Below are 15,510 nucleotides of genomic sequence, written 5' to 3'. Positions count from 1 at the left end.
ATACAAGAATCTTGTGAAGTGTTCAATTTTGAAATAATTTTTTTCTTAATGCTTAACAAATGAAAAAAATTTCGATATAATCGCGTTATCTCCATGACAAAACGTTGAAAGCGTATTCAATTAGGGGTGACATCTATGACGCAAACCTACTTTATTGGGCTTGATATCGGGACAACCAGTACAAAAGCAATTGTTTTCACTCCTTCCGGTGCCATTCGCGGTACGGGGAATATCGATTATCAGCTACTCGTTCCCCAGCCGTCTTGGGCTGAGCAAGAACCGGAGACGATTTTTGCCGCTGTTATCCAGGCATTGAAGCAAGCACTGGAGCAAGCAGGCATTGCCAAAAGCGAGATCGGTGGTATTGGCTTCTCTACTGCCATGCACAGTCTGATCGCTGTCGACCTGAGTGGCAATCCCCTGACAAACAGCATCATCTGGGCTGACAATCGCAGCGTGGCACAAGCAGATCGACTAAAAGCAGACGGTGTCGGTCATCCCATTTATTTAGCGACGGGAACCCCCATCCATCCCATGTCTCCACTGCCAAAAATCATGTGGCTACGAGAGAACTTGCCCGACACGTTTCGGCGGGCAGCCAAGTTTATTTCGATCAAGGAGTATGTCATTTATCGGCTTTTTGGCGAGTATATCGTCGATTACTCCATTGCTTCTGCTACGGGGCTGTTCAATCTGAGAAAGCTCGATTGGGATGAGGAAGCACTTCGAGTCGCAGGCATTTCCAAGCAACATCTCAGTGAGCCTGTGCCGACTACTCATATCCTGCGAGGAATGAAGATTCGTTATGCGGAAGAGATCGGGATCGATCCGGATACGCCCTTCGTCGTTGGTGCCAGCGATGGGGTTTTGGCCAACCTCGGTATCGGTGCCATTGAACACGGACAAGTAGCCATCACGATTGGCACGAGCGGCGCTGTAAGAACAGTTGTTCCAGAGCCGATCACCGATCCAAAAGGCCGGACATTCTGCTACGTGCTAACAGAAAACCATTGGGTGATTGGCGGACCATCGAACAACGGTGGGATCATGCTTCGCTGGTTCCGTGACGAATTCAGTTGGCCCGAAGTGGAAAAAGCCAAACAGCTCGGCGTCGATCCCTATGAAGTCATGATTCAAGCTGCCGAGCATGTTCGAGCGGGTGCAGACGGGTTGCTCTTTCTCCCCTTCTTGTCCGGCGAGCGAGCTCCGTACTGGAACGCCCAAGCAAGAGGCTCTTTCTTCGGTATCGGCCTCCATCATAAGCGCGAGCATTTTATCCGAGCTGTTCTCGAAGGAATCTTGTTTAGCGTCTACAGCATCGGTATCGCCCTGCGCGATCTGGCAGGTGGAGCCAAGGAAATCCGTGCATCGGGTGGATTTGCCCGTTCGCGGGAATGGCGCCAGATTATGTCCGACATGTTCGGTTATGAGGTCCTGATTCCGGAGAGTCATGAGAGCTCGAGCTTTGGTGCCGCGCTCTTAGCCATGCATGCATTGGGAGCGATGGATGATTTGCAAGATGTGAAAAAGATGATTCATATTTCCCATCGCCATGAACCTGATTTGGAACGATCCAGTGTCTATTTGGAGCTTTTCTATATATACGAGCGTGTTTATTACAACCTGCTGGAAGAGTACAAGCTGATAGCCGAATTCCAAAAGCGGTTGAACAACTAGAGACAACAACTTGGGAGGGTTTATCATGCCACTCGTCATTACTCTGCTATCCATCATCTTTCTGCTCATTCTCATTACGCGCGTCAAACTGAACCCATTTATCGCACTGTTATTGGCCGCTGGATTTGTGGGAATCGCATCTGGCATGCCGCTTGTAAAAGTTGTCGATTCGATTAAGGATGGGATGGGTGGCACTCTCGGCTTTATCGCGATCGTGCTGGCCTTGGGAACCATGCTTGGCAAAATGATGGCTGAATCTGGCGGCGCCGAACGCATTGCTCGTACACTCATCAACCGCTTCGGTGAGAAAAACGTACACTGGGCAATGATGTTCGTGGCGTTTATCGTAGGGATTCCGGTATTCTTCCAGGTTGGTTTTGTTCTCTTGATTCCACTGGTGTTTACGATTGCCAGACAAACAGGTGTCTCCCTTATCAAAATCGGAATTCCGCTCGTAGCCGGTCTTTCCATCGTTCACGGAATCGTGCCGCCGCACCCTGCCGCTATGGCCGCTGTCGATCTGTTCCAAGCGGATGTAGGCAAAACGATTTTGCTCTCTATCATTGTGGCTCTGCCTTCCGCGATTATTGCAGGACCGATCTACGGCAGTTGGATTAGCAAACGAGTCAAGACCAGCATCTCTCCAGAGCTCGCATCCCAGTTGGCAGATCCAAAATCCGAGCGTGATTTGCCTGGCTTTGGGATTACCGTCTTCACTGTCTTGCTCCCTGTACTGTTGATGTTGACTGCAACCGTTGCGGATGTGACGCTGCCAAAAGAACATACGATTCGCCAATGGGCTGATTTTATCGGAAGCCCGATTACGTCCCTGTTGATTGCCGTGATTGTTTCCTTCTGGACGCTCGGGTTCAACCGAGGTTTTACCAAAGACGACATTCTCAAATTTACAAATGATTGCCTAGCGCCAACCGCTACAATCTTGCTCGTCATCGGGGCTGGTGGCGCGTTTAACAAAGTTCTGTTGAACAGCGGTGTGGGCGACTATATTGCCGAGCTCGCAACGGCATCTGCGATCTCCCCTATTTTCCTGGGCTGGCTGATCGCGGCCTTGATCCGTGTGGCAACAGGCTCGGCGACCGTTTCCATGATGACGGCGGCCGGTATCGTAGGTCCGATTGCGATGCAAATCCCTGGAACCAGCCCAGAGCTTTTGGTACTGGCAACAGGTGCTGGCTCCCTGATTCTGTCCCACGTAAACGATTCCGGGTTCTGGCTGATCAAGGAATACTTCAATATGTCTGTGCAAGATACCCTTAAAACGTGGACAGTGATGGAGACCATTCTTTCTGTTGTGGCAATCATCTTGATCATGGGACTGTCCTATATCGTGTAATACGAATGGAAAAACAGGTCTTTCCTTCCACATCTTTGGAGGGTAAGACCTGTTTTTTGTCTGGCTGGATAACTCGCTACTTCATTCGTTTAGCAATCGGATGATCTTCATTCAGCTCTAGCAAATCCCACAGATTTCCGTATAGATCCTGAAAGACTGCTACCATTCCGTACGGCTGTTCTTCTGGCTCTCTCACAAATTGGATTCCGCTAGCGACCATCTCATGGTAATCTCTCCAAAAGTCATCAGTATTTAAAAAGAGAAAGACTCTACCACCTGCCTGATTTCCAATAAAAGGCTCTTGTTCAGGTTTGGATGCTTTTGCAAGCAAGATCGTAGTGCCAACAGAACCAGGTGGAGCTACAACCACCCACCGCTTGTCCTGTTCTTGCTGATACGTATCTTCCACTAAGGTAAAATGGAGCTTCTTGGTATAAAACTCAATGGCTTCATCATAATCTTTGACGACTAAAGCGATATGGACGATGGATTGAATCATTTTCTCGGTACCTCCAGCTTCAAGGTTATTTTTGGAATTAAATCATGTATTTAGGGAAACCTATGCCTTGGGGCTGCACGAATACTATAGCAGAGCTTCCCAACACTAATCGAGGGAGTGACTATCTTGGCTACTAACAACGAACGCAATCACAACGATGCTGTTGACAACAACGAAGCGAACATGTTAGGCAGTGGGGCTGCTGAAGCTGCAGGAACAGTTGGCGGTGCGGCAGTAGGTGCTGCCGTAGGTTCTATTTTAGGGCCGCTTGGAACCATTGCAGGTGCCGTTGCCGGGGGTGCATTAGGCAACGAAATGGGAGAAAATGTTTCGGCTGACGCCAATGACACGTGGGATGCTGAGAATAATAATGCCGATAGAGACCAAGCAGAATAAAACAAGCTTCTACTATGTTTGACAAAACGGGGTGCAGGGGTAAAACCTGCACCTCGTTCCATTAGCGAATGTAGAAAATAAGGCCTTTCTCTTGCGCTACTGCTCGCTTGAAAAATGCTTGAATGGATTGAAAATGATGATACATGTACGTGAAAAATCCTTCCGCTTCATCTCCCTCGTGAAGTGGGTACACATCATTTTCCATCAAGGTAGAAAAATTGTACTTCTCTTTTAGAGCTGATTCTGTCATATTGGCAATCGCCTCGTGCGCTGCTTTTACCTGATCACTATGTAAATAAAATGCGCCAAACTCCCCGAATTCAACTGCTTGATCCGTTAGTAATGGCACCACATAGCAAAATGGAGGCTCACCATCCATTAACTCTCCGCACAAAGTATAGGGAATGGCTTGCCAGGTTTTATCTATATCCAGCGTATCCTGCTCAATCAGGTCTACCTCATACAAATCGATGTTCCCTGCCATCCATGCATCGATCATCTCGTCATTTGCTATCAAATAATTGCCGCACATGCCCATTGCGATCCCTCGCCTCCGCTTTCCTATCTACGCAGTGTTATTTCTTACCCAATTTTAGATAATTTTCTACGGATTTCCGCAAATACTTGCTCATCGATAGCATACGAAAAAATCCCTGTCACACCGAATTCTCAGCAGCTGACAGGGTTGGAAGTCTTTCACTCCTCTTTTCATTGTACACCAACCACTGAAAAGCCAGCTGGAGAAATGCTCCTCACCCAAGCAAACTGTGGTTTAATGACCCATGCTCCTTTTTTGTTGATAAAGCCCCACTTCCCGTTTAACAAGGCGGGTGCCAAGCCATTTGACTGGAAGTCGCCCGCCTCGGTATAGCCGGTCTTGAACAATACCTTGCCTTTTTCATTGATATACGCCACCTTACCGTTGATCATCACCTTGGCTATCCCGTTTACGAATTTGTTGGCTTGCTCAAATTGGGGTTTGATCACCCAGTTTCCTCTTGGATCAATAAATCCCCAAGCCTGATTGCCTGGACTGTCACCCATCGTAGCAGCGTAGAGTCCACCTGTGTCCTTTACTTCTTCGAACTTGGGTGACACACTCCATTCTCCCTTGCTATTGATCACGCCTTCCTTGGCTGATGCGATGACGGGTGAAAATAATAGAGAAGCGATGGAGACAGCCATGAGGGTAAATCGTTTCATCCATGATCCCTTCTTTCGCTGGCTGAATAGTAAAATCTTACGCTTAATCCTATGACGTCATGGACAAGTGATTGGTTACCAAAAGAAAAAGCCGACGACTTACAAAATAAGTCATCGGCCAGCTACCTTATTTCCCCACTGAAACAAAGGATTGATCGGGCGCTTTCTTTTTCGGTGCTTTTGCATCGCCTTTCTTCTGGCTCATTTCAAAGGCTGCCAAAATTGCCTCTTGGCGCTTCATACCGGATTTCTCCAACTCCTCCATCGTAGAGACGATTTGTTTGTAATCTTTTGGAATGACTTTGACAAACTGTTTGACTGTACGTTCCCACTCATTGAGCAAAGCTTGTGCATGACGGCTGCCTGTGTGACTGACGTGGTTTTCCAGCAAGCGTTTGACTCGAGCGATCTCCTGTTGATCTTTAAGTGACTCCAGCAATACCATCTCTTGATTGCACATCGCAGCAAACTTTTCTTTATCCTCAGCCATAACGTACGCTGTACCGCCTGACATGCCTGCTGCAAAGTTTTTGCCGACGGGACCGAGAACAACGACGCGCCCCCCAGTCATATACTCGCAGCCATGGTCACCTACTCCTTCAACGACAGCAGTCACTCCGCTGTTGCGAACACAGAATCGCTCACCAGCCATCCCGTTGATATACGCCTCACCAGACGTCGCTCCGTAGAACGCTACGTTTCCGATAATCATGTTTTGTTCGGGAGCGAACTTGCTTTTCTTCGATGGCGCGACTGTGATTTTCCCGCCGGACAGACCTTTTCCGACGTAGTCGTTCGCATCTCCCTCGAGACGAAGTGTGATGCCCCGCGGTACAAATGCCCCGAAGCTTTGACCTGCCGAGCCACTAAAATGCAGGCGGATTGTATCCTCCGGCAGACCGTGCTCGCCAAAGCGTTTGGTTACCTCGCTACCCAGGATCGTCCCGACCACACGATTCGTATTGGTGATGGCGAGCGTTGCCTCTACCTGCTGCTGCTTATCCAATGCTGGCTTGCACAGCTTGAGCAGTTTTTGACGATCCAGCGTTTCTTCCAGCTTGTGATCTTGGTTGCGTTGATGATAGCGGCCCACTTCGTCGGAGACATCCGGTTGGAACAAGAGCGCGGACAAATCGATGTGCTTGGCTTTCCAATGCTCTTTTGCCTTGTCGCTCATCTTCAGTACGTGGCTCTGCCCGACCATCGACTCGATAGAGCGATAGCCCAACTGCGCCATAATCTCACGAACTTCACGGGCAACGAGACGCATGAAGTTCACAGCGTGCTGCGGATCACCCTTAAACCGTTTGCGTAGCTCGGGATTCTGTGTCGCCACACCTACTGGGCATGTATCGAGGTGGCATACACGAGCCATGACACACCCAATGGAGACAAGTGGTGCGGTTGCGAAGCCGAATTCTTCCGCTCCAAGCAAGGCTGCAATGACGACATCGCGTCCCGTCATCAGTTTGCCGTCCGTTTCCAAAACAACACGGTCGCGCAACTGGTTGAGCAAGAGCGTCTGATGGGTCTCAGCAAGACCGAGCTCCCATGGCAGTCCTGCGTGTTTGATGCTTGATTTGGGGGAAGCGCCTGTGCCGCCATCGTGACCACTGACTACAATGACATCTGCAAGACCTTTCGCCACACCAGCCGCAATCGTTCCGACACCAGCCTTGGACACGAGCTTCACGCTGATTCGTGCACGCGGATTCGCATTTTTCAAGTCGAAAATCAGCTGTGCCAAATCCTCGATTGAATAAATATCGTGATGGGGCGGCGGTGAAATGAGTCCTACTCCTGGTGTTGATCCGCGCACTTCGGCAATCCACGGGTAGACTTTGCTTCCTGGCAATTGACCGCCTTCGCCCGGCTTTGCTCCCTGTGCCATCTTGATCTGGATCTCAGAGGCATTGACCAAGTAATGACTGGATACACCAAAGCGTCCCGATGCGACCTGCTTGATGGAACTGCGTCGCAAATCTCCGTTTTCATCCATGATGTAGCGTGCCGAATCTTCGCCGCCTTCCCCGCTATTGCTTTTCGCACCCAACCGGTTCATGGCAATCGCTAAGGTCTCATGTGCTTCCTTGCTGAGTGAGCCGTATGACATCGCCCCCGTTTTAAAACGATGAACAATGGAGTCAACAGATTCTACCTCGCTAAGCGGAATCGGCTGTCGATTGGACTTGAAATCGAGCAAGTGCCGCAGGGCTACAAATTGCTGTGCTGTCGCTTGTTCCACATAGATTTTGTACTGCTCATAGCTGCCTTCCCGACAAGCTTTTTGCAGGGCGTGAACCGTCTTCGGATTGAACAGGTGGAACTCGCCATCACGGCGGAACTGAAAATCACTGCCTGCTTCCAAAGCTCCCTCAGAATGCTCAGGCAAAAATGCTTTCGCATGGCGAATCAGCGTCTCTTCCGCAATCACATCCAGTCCGATGCCCGAAATCTGTGAGGGAGTACGGCTAAAATAGCGATCAATGACGGTAGAATGGATGCCAACCGCTTCAAAAATTTGTGCACCGCGGTAGCTCTGAATGGTCGAAATGCCCATCTTGGACATGACCTTTACAACACCTTCGACGGCGGTTTGCAGGTACACGTCGATTGCTTCGTCGATTGTGATGTCTTTCAGCTTTTCCGATACAACCAGATTGTTTACCGTTGAGACGGCAACGTAAGGATTGATCGCGTCGGCACCATAACCAATCAGCATGGCGAACTGGTGCACATCACGCGGTTCACCGGATTCTATGATGATGCTAGCTTTGGTACGTGTCCCTGCGCTGACGAGATGATGGTGAAGTCCACTGCCAGCCAACAAAGCAGGTATCGCAGCCAAATCCTGATTCATCCCGCGATCTGATAAAATCAGCAAGGTGTAGCCAGCAGCAATCGCTTCATCCGCCGATGCAAACAATTGATCGAGTGCCAGCTCTAACCCCTGCTCTCCGCCTTGTGCCGGGAAGAGTATCGACAACGTTTTCGCCTTGAACTCTTGGTATGGGTTCGTGCGAAGCTTTGCCAGCTCCTGATTGGAGATCAAAGGGTTGGTCAGACGTATTCTCCGGCAATTGTTCGCATCCGGTGCAAGCAGGTTGCCTTCCGCGCCAAGCACAGTATGCGTCGATGTTACGCAAGCCTCCCTAAGCGCATCAATCGGCGGGTTCGTTACTTGGGCGAATGACTGTTTGAAATAGTGGTACAAAAGCTGTGCGCGATCAGACAATACCGCGAGTGGTGTGTCAACGCCCATAGAGCCGATGGGATCTTTTTGTTCAGCTACCATCGGGGCAAGTACCTTGTCGACTTCTTCCTGTGTATAGCCAAATGCTTTTTGGTACGCAAGCAGCCTCTCTCCTTGCAGCTCCTCCGTGCGACCTGCTGTCGGCAAATCCTCGATGGCTTGCAGGTTGTTTTTCACCCACTCCTGATATGGCTGTTCGCTTGCGATTTTTTGCTTGATTTCCTCGTCTGATACGATTCTGCCTTCCTCGAGGTCGACAAGCAGCATCCGTCCAGGACTAAGTCGACCCTTTTGGACAATCGTTTCATCTGGTACTTCGAGAACCCCAACCTCCGATGAGAAAATGATGGTATCATCGGACGTCACATAGTATCTCGCTGGTCGCAAGCCATTGCGGTCGAGAATCGCGCCGATGTGTCTGCCATCGGTAAAAGAAATAGCTGTTGGACCATCCCATGGCTCCATGAGGCAGCTATGATACTCGTAAAAAGCTTTTTTATTTTCGTCGATTCGCTCATCCTTATCCCACGGTTCAGGAATCATCATCATCGCGACATGCGGCAAGGAACGGCCAGCCAGTGAGAAGAACTCCACGCAGTTATCCAAGATCGCCGAATCACTGCCCGCCATATCAATGACTGGCACCACTTTAGCCAAATCAGCACCAAACGCCTCAGACTGGAACATTTTTTCACGAGCCATCATCCAGTTGATGTTTCCTTGCAAGGTGTTGATTTCCCCGTTATGAATCAAATAACGATTCGGGTGTGCCCTCTCCCATGTTGGGAATGTGTTCGTGCTGAAACGCGAGTGAACGACCGAGAAGGTAGAAGTGTAAGAATTATCTTGCAAATCAAGGTAAAAAGCATCCAGTTGTCCTGGTGTGAGCAATCCTTTATAGACAATCGTTCGCGAAGACATGGACGCAGCGTAAAAATCAGTACCTGCTGCCTGTTCCATCTGCTTGCGAATGACGTAGAGCTTTCGTTCAAATGCCATTTGGTCCTGTATATTCGAGCTGGCTCCGATGAATACTTGGCGGACATACGGCTGACTCGCTACAGCCGTTTTTCCGATTTTCGTCGCATCGACAGGAACGGTTCTCCAGCCGAGCAGCTTTTGTCCCTCCGCTACGACAATCACCTCCAGCTGCGCTTCATACTTTTGGCGTTTGGCTTCATCCATCGGAAGAAACAGCATACCTACACCGTATTTGCCTTGCGCCGGCAGCGTGATATTCAGCTCTTTACAGGTCTTTTTGAAAAAGGCGTGTGGAATTTGCGTCAAGATCCCTGCACCGTCTCCCGTTTCCGGATCACTGCCTTGACCGCCGCGGTGTTCCAGTTGGCACAGAATTTTCAGACCCTTTCGGACCATATCATGCGTGGACTTCGATTTCAAATTGGCAATAAAACCAATTCCGCAAGCGTCATGTTCGAAAATCGGATCGTACAGACCTTGCTTAGCAGGCATTCCTTGTGTCGTCATGTATCTCCACTCTCCTTGCTCTCTCTGGTATTTCAATTTTAGATTGAGTGAAACGATACAAACAATATATAATTTATGCAAAATCTATCTCAAATCGAGATAAATGGGAAAGGTGGGGGTATCCATGGAGCTACGACAGATTCAATACTTCATCGAGGTTGCCAAACGAGAGCACTTCACCGAAGCCTCACATAATTTGCACGTGGCCCAATCTGCCCTCAGTCGGCAAATCGCCAATTTGGAGACGGAGCTCGGCGTGTCGTTGTTCCTCCGTGAAGGTCGCAATATCAAGCTGACGGCAGTTGGCAAAATCTTTTTGCAGCACGTCGAAATGGCGATGACCGAAATCGAGAAAGCAAAAGAAAAGATCGAGGAGTTCCTCGACCCGTCACGCGGCACGATTCGGGTAGGTTTTACGAGCAGTCTCGCCGCCAATCCCCTGCCGACGGTCATCTCCGGTTTTCGAGCACGGTATCCGGACATCGGCTTTCAATTAAAGCAAGGCTCTTATCAGGGGCTGATCGATTCAGTCATCAATGGGGAAATCGACTTGGCTTTTCTTGGACCTGTTCCCACTCAAGAAAAAAATGTCCGCAGCCACATCTTCTTTGCGGAAAATATCGTGGCACTCTTGCCCGCCAAGCACCCGCTGTCCAAGCTGCCGAGTTTGCGTCTCAGTCAGTTACAGGAAGATACCTTTGTGTTGTTTCCACCCGGTTTCATCCTCCGCAATATCGCCGTCAATGCTTGCTCGCAAATGGGCTTCTCTCCTAAAATTGCTTTTGAAGGGGAAGATATCGATGCGATTAAAGGTTTAGTAGCGGCAGGCTTGGGCGTCACTTTGTTGCCAGAGCTTACGTTAACGGATAACGTTCCGCGTGAGACAGTGAAAATCCCGATAAGTGAGCCATTGGTGACACGAACAGTGGGCATTATCATCCCCAACAACCGTGAGCTTCCACCTTCTGAAAAGCTTTTTTATCATTTTCTGAAAGAGTTTTTTGATGTGTTGAGCAAGTACAGTTAAGGAAAAGAATTTCAAACTACTGACAGACTGTTGTCAGTAGTCGGTTCTTATAATCGGAAGTACTATCCATTTGAAGGAGGAACTTCGATGAAGAATCTCAACCAAACCTTGCGGGGCTTTGCTACGATCAGTTATTGGGCGGATGATGTGCAGGCGGCAAAAAAGTGGTACACGGAACTCCTGGGTATTGCGCCTTACTTCGAGCGGTCTGGACCGGATGGACAGCTCGCCTATGTCGAGTTTCGTATTGGCGACTACAAGCACGAACTAGGCCTCATTGATCGCCGTTTTGCACCTGCTGCTGCAATACCTGGTCCGAGTGGCGCTGTGATGTACTGGCACGTCGACGATATTGAATCCGTACTGGAGAAGCTGTTCTCCATGGGAGCAAAAGAGTACGAACCCCTGGTCCAACGCGGGGCCGGATTCATAACGGCTTCTGTCCTTGATCCATTTGGAAATGTCCTCGGCATTATGTACAATCCACACTACCTGGAGATTCTCGGTTCCTTCCAAACAGAGTAAGCGAAAGAAAAAGTCCTGATGAACGGATGCATCAGGACTTTTGTGTCTCTTCATTCAGTCGCAACCAATAGCTTTTCACAAGTGTCTCGCCGTTTGAAAAGTCTTTATCCAAGGCTCGCGTAAACCCAAGACGTTCATACAATTGGATCGCAGATGCCATCATGTCAGTTGTATGGAGATGAAGCGTCGTTGCTCCTAGGCTCCGCGTGCGATGGATACTTTCCGCAATCAGCTGTGCCGCAATACCATGGCCTCTGGCTTTCGGGGAAACCGCCAGAAACCGTATGATCGGGGAATTAATGTCGAGTTCTGGCTTCGCATAAGCGGCTTCTGAGGAAACAAAAAGCTGAACGCTGCCTACTATTTCGCTGTCCAAGACCGCCACGATGAAGGCGAGAGTCCTACTATTTGCCACGGATTGCTTGATTTCTTCCTTATAGCGCTCCCATCTAACAGCGGATAAATGGTGCTCATATTGTTGGTAAGCTTCGAGCAGATGATCCTCAATCTGCTCGCGATCCTCGACTCTGGCATCACGAATGCATAGATCGCTGATGTGGATTCCTCTCATGTCTCACGCGCACTCCCATTCGATGATTTAAAAGGCGGGTACGACGGCAACTCCGTATTTGTCCTCGATAAACTTTTTGACCTCATTGGAAGTCAAAGCGGCGTCCAGCTTTTTGATTTCTTCCCGATTCTCATCGCCTTTTCGAACCGTAATCACGTTAGCATAGGGAGAGTTTGCCCCTTCTCGAAACAAGGCACTTTTCGGATCGATTTTTGCTTCGAGAACGACGTTCGTATTGACGACGGCTCCCGCAAGATCGGGCAGCGCTCTCGGCAGTGTCGCTGCTTCCACTTCTACGAATTGCAGCTTTTTCGGATTGTCAGCAATGTCCTTCGGTGTCGCTGCATACGTGGTCAGGCCGTCTTTTATCTTAATCCATCCCTGCTCCTGCAGCAGGATCAGCGCCCGGTATTCGTTGGATGGGTTGTTGGGAATGCCGATTTTGTCCCCTTCCTTGATTTCGTCCTTGGATTTCAGTTTGTCCGAATAAAATCCGATTGGCTCCACGTGAACTTTGGTCGTGACGACAAAATCATAGCCTTGTTCGTTTTTGACCGAATCCAAGTATGGAACGTGCTGGAAGAAATTCGCGTCAATTTGCTTCTCTTTTAAGGCGGGATTCAATTGACCCTCGTCGTCTAGCACGACCACCTCCAGGTTCACACCTTGCTCTTTTAGCTTCGGTTTGATGAACTCCAATATTTCAGCATGCGGGACGGGGGCAGCTCCCACTTTCAAGGTGACTTCTTGCTTCGGTTCAGCCGCTTGACCAGTGCTCCCAGTGGAAGCTTGCGTTGAGCAACCCGCCAGGACTAAACTCCATGCAGTCAATAAACTAACGATTACGCTAAAACTCTTTTTTCTCATTCCTTCCACTCCCCTGGCTTGTTTGCCACGCTTTAGTCGAATTTGTAACGCTTTTTATGGATCCTTTTGACCATATAATCCCCCGACCATTGAATGATCTGGACGAGCAGGATGATGACGATAACGGTGGCAATGAGAACGTCTTCCCGAAACCGTTGATAACCGAAGCGGATCGCCAAGCTGCCTAATCCACCTGCTCCGATCGCCCCTGCTACAGCGGTAAATTCCGTGATGCCGATAATGCCAATCGTCACTCCGCGAACCAAAGCAGGCAATGCTTCAGGTATGAGCACGCGAAAAATGATAGTAAAAGGTGTGGCCCCCACTGATTTGGCTGCTTCGATCTTCCCAGCACTCACTTCCTTGAGCGAATTCTCAATAATCCGCGCTAAAAAGGGTGCGGCTCCAATCGATAAAGATACGATAGCAGCCGTCGGCCCCAGCGAAGTTCCCACAATGAGTCGTGACAAAGGCAATAGCAACACGATCAGAATGATGAAAGGAAGAGACCGAACGCTATTTATTATTGTTCCAATCGCATTACTCAATTTTGGTGATTCGAGCAGTCCGCCTTTTTCTGTCACGACGAGGGTGATTCCCAGCACCATTCCGATCAACAAGGCAAACAAGGATGACCAAAATACCATATAGAGCGTTTCGAGGAGTCCCTCCCAAAGCAAGTCAAATAAATCCGTGTTCATATACCTGCTCCGACTCCTTCCATTACATTTCGCTTGTCACGGTAATGGTCGATGATATGGACAAATCGCTTGGCCGTGTCACTTTCGGGACGAAGGAAAAACTTCTCCACGGTTCCCATCTCGACAATCCTGCCTTTTTCAAGAACAGCCATGTTGTGGCACACATGCTGAAGCACATCCAGCTCGTGTGTGATGAGGACAATCGTCAGCTTTAATTGGCGGTTGATCTCTTTCAGCAGTTCGAGAATGGAATACGTCGTCTGTGGATCGAGGGCCGATGTCGCTTCGTCGCTCAGCAATAAATCAGGCTGATTGACAAGTGCCCTCGCTATGCCAACACGCTGCTTTTGCCCGCCACTGAGCTGGAACGGATACATATTTTCCTTATCAACGAGCTGGACCAGATCCAAAATTTCTCGAACGCGCTGGTAAATGTATGGCTTCGGATGACCAGCTACCTCCAAGGGAAAGGCGACGTTTTGATAGACAGTCTTCGCATCCAGCAGATGAAACTGCTGAAAAATCATCCCGATTTTCTGCCGTGCCTGCCGCAGTTCTTTCTCAGGAAGATCAGTAATCACCCTGCCTCCGATCTCGATGGTCCCAGAATCTGGCTCCTCCAGTCGGTTGATACAACGAATCAGGGTTGATTTCCCCGCCCCCGAAAACCCGATGATCCCGAAAATATCTCCTTTTTCGATTTGTAAATGGACGTCCTGTAAAACAGGGATGATGCCTTTTGCCGTTTTGTACGATTTATGGAGATTCTGGATGTTTACCATTCGTTCACCTGTCCTTTAATGCTTCAACAGCCAGCTCGGCAAAATAATGGGCGCCAGGCAAAAGTGCCCGTTCATCCAGCGTAAATCCGGGATGATGCCATTCCTCGGTACCGGATGTTCCGATAAAAACAAAGGAGCCGGGTATTTTCAACTGATAATAGGCAAAATCTTCTCCCGCAGCAGACGGATCGGGGGTTACGACTTGCAAGCCTACCTTTTTTGCGGCATCTATTGATAGCTTTGTCAGCTTCGCGTCATTGTGGACAGGCGGTGGTCCTGCAAACCAGCGCAGATGAACGTTGGCACCATAGGCCGACGCTACTCCCTCGATAATCGCACGCAAGCGATCAGGAATACGCGCACGTACCTCCTCTTGAAAGGTGCGGATCGTACCGCCAAGAACGACTTTGTCAGGAATCACATTCCAGGTCGTTCCGCCGTGAATGGTCGTCACGCTGACGACAGCGTTATCCAACGGACTTACATTTCTGCTGACAATGGATTGCAAAGCAGTGACGATTTGCGAAGCTGCGACGATCGGATCGACCCCGGCATGCGGGATGGCGGCGTGTGTACCGATCCCTTCCACATCAATCTCGAAGCCATCTACGCTTGCCATCAGCGGTCCCTGTTTAATCCCGATTCTCCCGACTTCCAGATCAGGTTTGTTGTGCAAGCCAAAGATCGCCTGAACCCCTTCCAAAGCGCCGCTCTCTATCAATAACCTCGCACCTGTTCCTTTTTCTTCTGCGGGTTGGAAAAGAAGCCGCACGGTTCCTGCCAATGTCTTTTCCTGCTGCTTCAATAAATAAGCAGCCCCGAGGATGACCGCCGTGTGGAAGTCATGACCGCAAGCATGCATTTTCCCTGGGATTTTCGAGGCGTACGGCAAATCTGTTTCCTCTTGAATCGGCAATGCATCAATATCTGCGCGCAGGGCAATGATCGGCCCACTATTGTTCACGCCTATCTCGGCCACTACGCCTGTTTGCAGTGGGAGATCGACGATGCGAATATCCGCTTCTTGCAGCCACTCACGAATAGAGCGAGTGGTTTCGAACTCTTCGTAGGCAACCTCTGGATATTGATGCAGTTGTCTGCGAATCGCAATCAGCTTGGCCTCCAGTTCGGTTGATCGTTTTGTATCTATACCTGTACCCACTGCGC

At 49.5% G+C, this 15,510-nt stretch carries 14 protein-coding genes; 5 read left to right on the top strand and 9 right to left on the bottom strand.

Annotation, left to right across the window (positions count from 1 at the left end):
- Positions 1 to 135 precede the first annotated feature (135 nt).
- The gene (gene gntK / locus ACFYU8_RS02885) at positions 136 to 1,677 is read left to right on the top strand and encodes a gluconokinase (protein ID WP_390295996.1); all 1,542 of its coding nucleotides are present in this window, start codon (positions 136 to 138) and stop codon (positions 1,675 to 1,677) included.
- Between the two features lie 25 nt (positions 1,678 to 1,702).
- Positions 1,703 to 3,031 carry a GntP family permease gene (locus ACFYU8_RS02880; protein WP_390295998.1) on the top strand — a complete coding sequence of 443 codons (1,329 nt, stop codon included), beginning with the start codon at positions 1,703 to 1,705 and terminating at the stop codon, positions 3,029 to 3,031.
- Positions 3,032 to 3,107: 76 nt separating this feature from the next.
- Here the strand turns inward: ACFYU8_RS02880 and ACFYU8_RS02875 are convergent, their stop codons facing one another.
- The gene (locus tag ACFYU8_RS02875; protein ID WP_390296000.1) at positions 3,108 to 3,530 is read right to left on the bottom strand and encodes a VOC family protein; all 423 of its coding nucleotides are present in this window, start codon (positions 3,528 to 3,530) and stop codon (positions 3,108 to 3,110) included.
- A 183-nt stretch (positions 3,531 to 3,713) separates the two neighbouring features.
- Between ACFYU8_RS02875 and ACFYU8_RS02870 the strand changes: the two genes are divergently transcribed.
- Positions 3,714 to 3,926: a glycine zipper domain-containing protein gene (locus ACFYU8_RS02870; protein WP_390297340.1), complete on the top strand. Its 213-nt coding sequence runs from the start codon at positions 3,714 to 3,716 to the stop codon at positions 3,924 to 3,926.
- Positions 3,927 to 3,987: 61 nt separating this feature from the next.
- On the opposite strand, the gene ACFYU8_RS02865 is transcribed toward ACFYU8_RS02870, so the two are convergent.
- From ACFYU8_RS02865 to gltB, 3 genes are all read right to left on the bottom strand, one after another.
- Positions 3,988 to 4,464, bottom strand: coding sequence for a YfbM family protein (locus ACFYU8_RS02865; protein ID WP_390296003.1), 477 nt, complete (start codon positions 4,462 to 4,464; stop codon positions 3,988 to 3,990).
- 170 nt (positions 4,465 to 4,634) lie between these two features.
- Positions 4,635 to 5,129, bottom strand: a complete 495-nt coding sequence (locus ACFYU8_RS02860; RefSeq protein WP_390296005.1) for a WG repeat-containing protein — start codon at positions 5,127 to 5,129, stop codon at positions 4,635 to 4,637.
- Positions 5,130 to 5,256: 127 nt separating this feature from the next.
- The gene (gene gltB, locus ACFYU8_RS02855; protein ID WP_390296007.1) at positions 5,257 to 9,870 is read right to left on the bottom strand and encodes a glutamate synthase large subunit; all 4,614 of its coding nucleotides are present in this window, start codon (positions 9,868 to 9,870) and stop codon (positions 5,257 to 5,259) included.
- A 124-nt stretch (positions 9,871 to 9,994) separates the two neighbouring features.
- Between gltB and gltC the strand changes: the two genes are divergently transcribed.
- Together gltC and ACFYU8_RS02845 are read left to right on the top strand one after the other, a co-directional pair.
- The gene (gene gltC / locus ACFYU8_RS02850; protein ID WP_390296009.1) at positions 9,995 to 10,897 is read left to right on the top strand and encodes a glutamate biosynthesis transcriptional regulator GltC; all 903 of its coding nucleotides are present in this window, start codon (positions 9,995 to 9,997) and stop codon (positions 10,895 to 10,897) included.
- Between the two features lie 87 nt (positions 10,898 to 10,984).
- Positions 10,985 to 11,422 (top strand): VOC family protein, encoded by a 438-nt coding sequence (locus ACFYU8_RS02845; RefSeq protein WP_390296011.1) that lies wholly within the window; start codon positions 10,985 to 10,987, stop codon positions 11,420 to 11,422.
- 31 nt (positions 11,423 to 11,453) lie between these two features.
- Here the strand turns inward: ACFYU8_RS02845 and ACFYU8_RS02840 are convergent, their stop codons facing one another.
- Genes ACFYU8_RS02840 through ACFYU8_RS02820 form a run of 5 tightly spaced genes read right to left on the bottom strand, consistent with a single transcriptional unit; the run spans position 11,454 to position 15,505 of the window.
- Positions 11,454 to 11,993 (bottom strand): GNAT family N-acetyltransferase, encoded by a 540-nt coding sequence (locus ACFYU8_RS02840; protein WP_390296013.1) that lies wholly within the window; start codon positions 11,991 to 11,993, stop codon positions 11,454 to 11,456.
- 27 nt (positions 11,994 to 12,020) lie between these two features.
- Positions 12,021 to 12,860, bottom strand: coding sequence for a MetQ/NlpA family ABC transporter substrate-binding protein (locus ACFYU8_RS02835; RefSeq protein WP_390296015.1), 840 nt, complete (start codon positions 12,858 to 12,860; stop codon positions 12,021 to 12,023).
- Between the two features lie 32 nt (positions 12,861 to 12,892).
- The gene (locus ACFYU8_RS02830) at positions 12,893 to 13,561 is read right to left on the bottom strand and encodes a methionine ABC transporter permease (protein ID WP_390296017.1); all 669 of its coding nucleotides are present in this window, start codon (positions 13,559 to 13,561) and stop codon (positions 12,893 to 12,895) included.
- Positions 13,558 to 14,343 (bottom strand): methionine ABC transporter ATP-binding protein, encoded by a 786-nt coding sequence (locus ACFYU8_RS02825; protein WP_390296019.1) that lies wholly within the window; start codon positions 14,341 to 14,343, stop codon positions 13,558 to 13,560. Before ACFYU8_RS02825 ends, ACFYU8_RS02830 begins: the two co-directional genes overlap by 4 nt.
- Before the next feature lie 4 nt (positions 14,344 to 14,347).
- Positions 14,348 to 15,505 carry a M20 peptidase aminoacylase family protein gene (locus tag ACFYU8_RS02820; protein ID WP_390296021.1) on the bottom strand — a complete coding sequence of 386 codons (1,158 nt, stop codon included), beginning with the start codon at positions 15,503 to 15,505 and terminating at the stop codon, positions 14,348 to 14,350.
- Positions 15,506 to 15,510 lie beyond the last annotated feature (5 nt).

It is taken from the genome of Brevibacillus sp. NPDC003359 (genome assembly GCF_042878995.1).
GTDB lineage: Bacteria > Bacillota > Bacilli > Brevibacillales > Brevibacillaceae > Brevibacillus.
The sequence above is the reverse complement of the archived record's forward strand: the minus strand, read 5'-3'. Positions and strand labels throughout refer to the sequence as shown.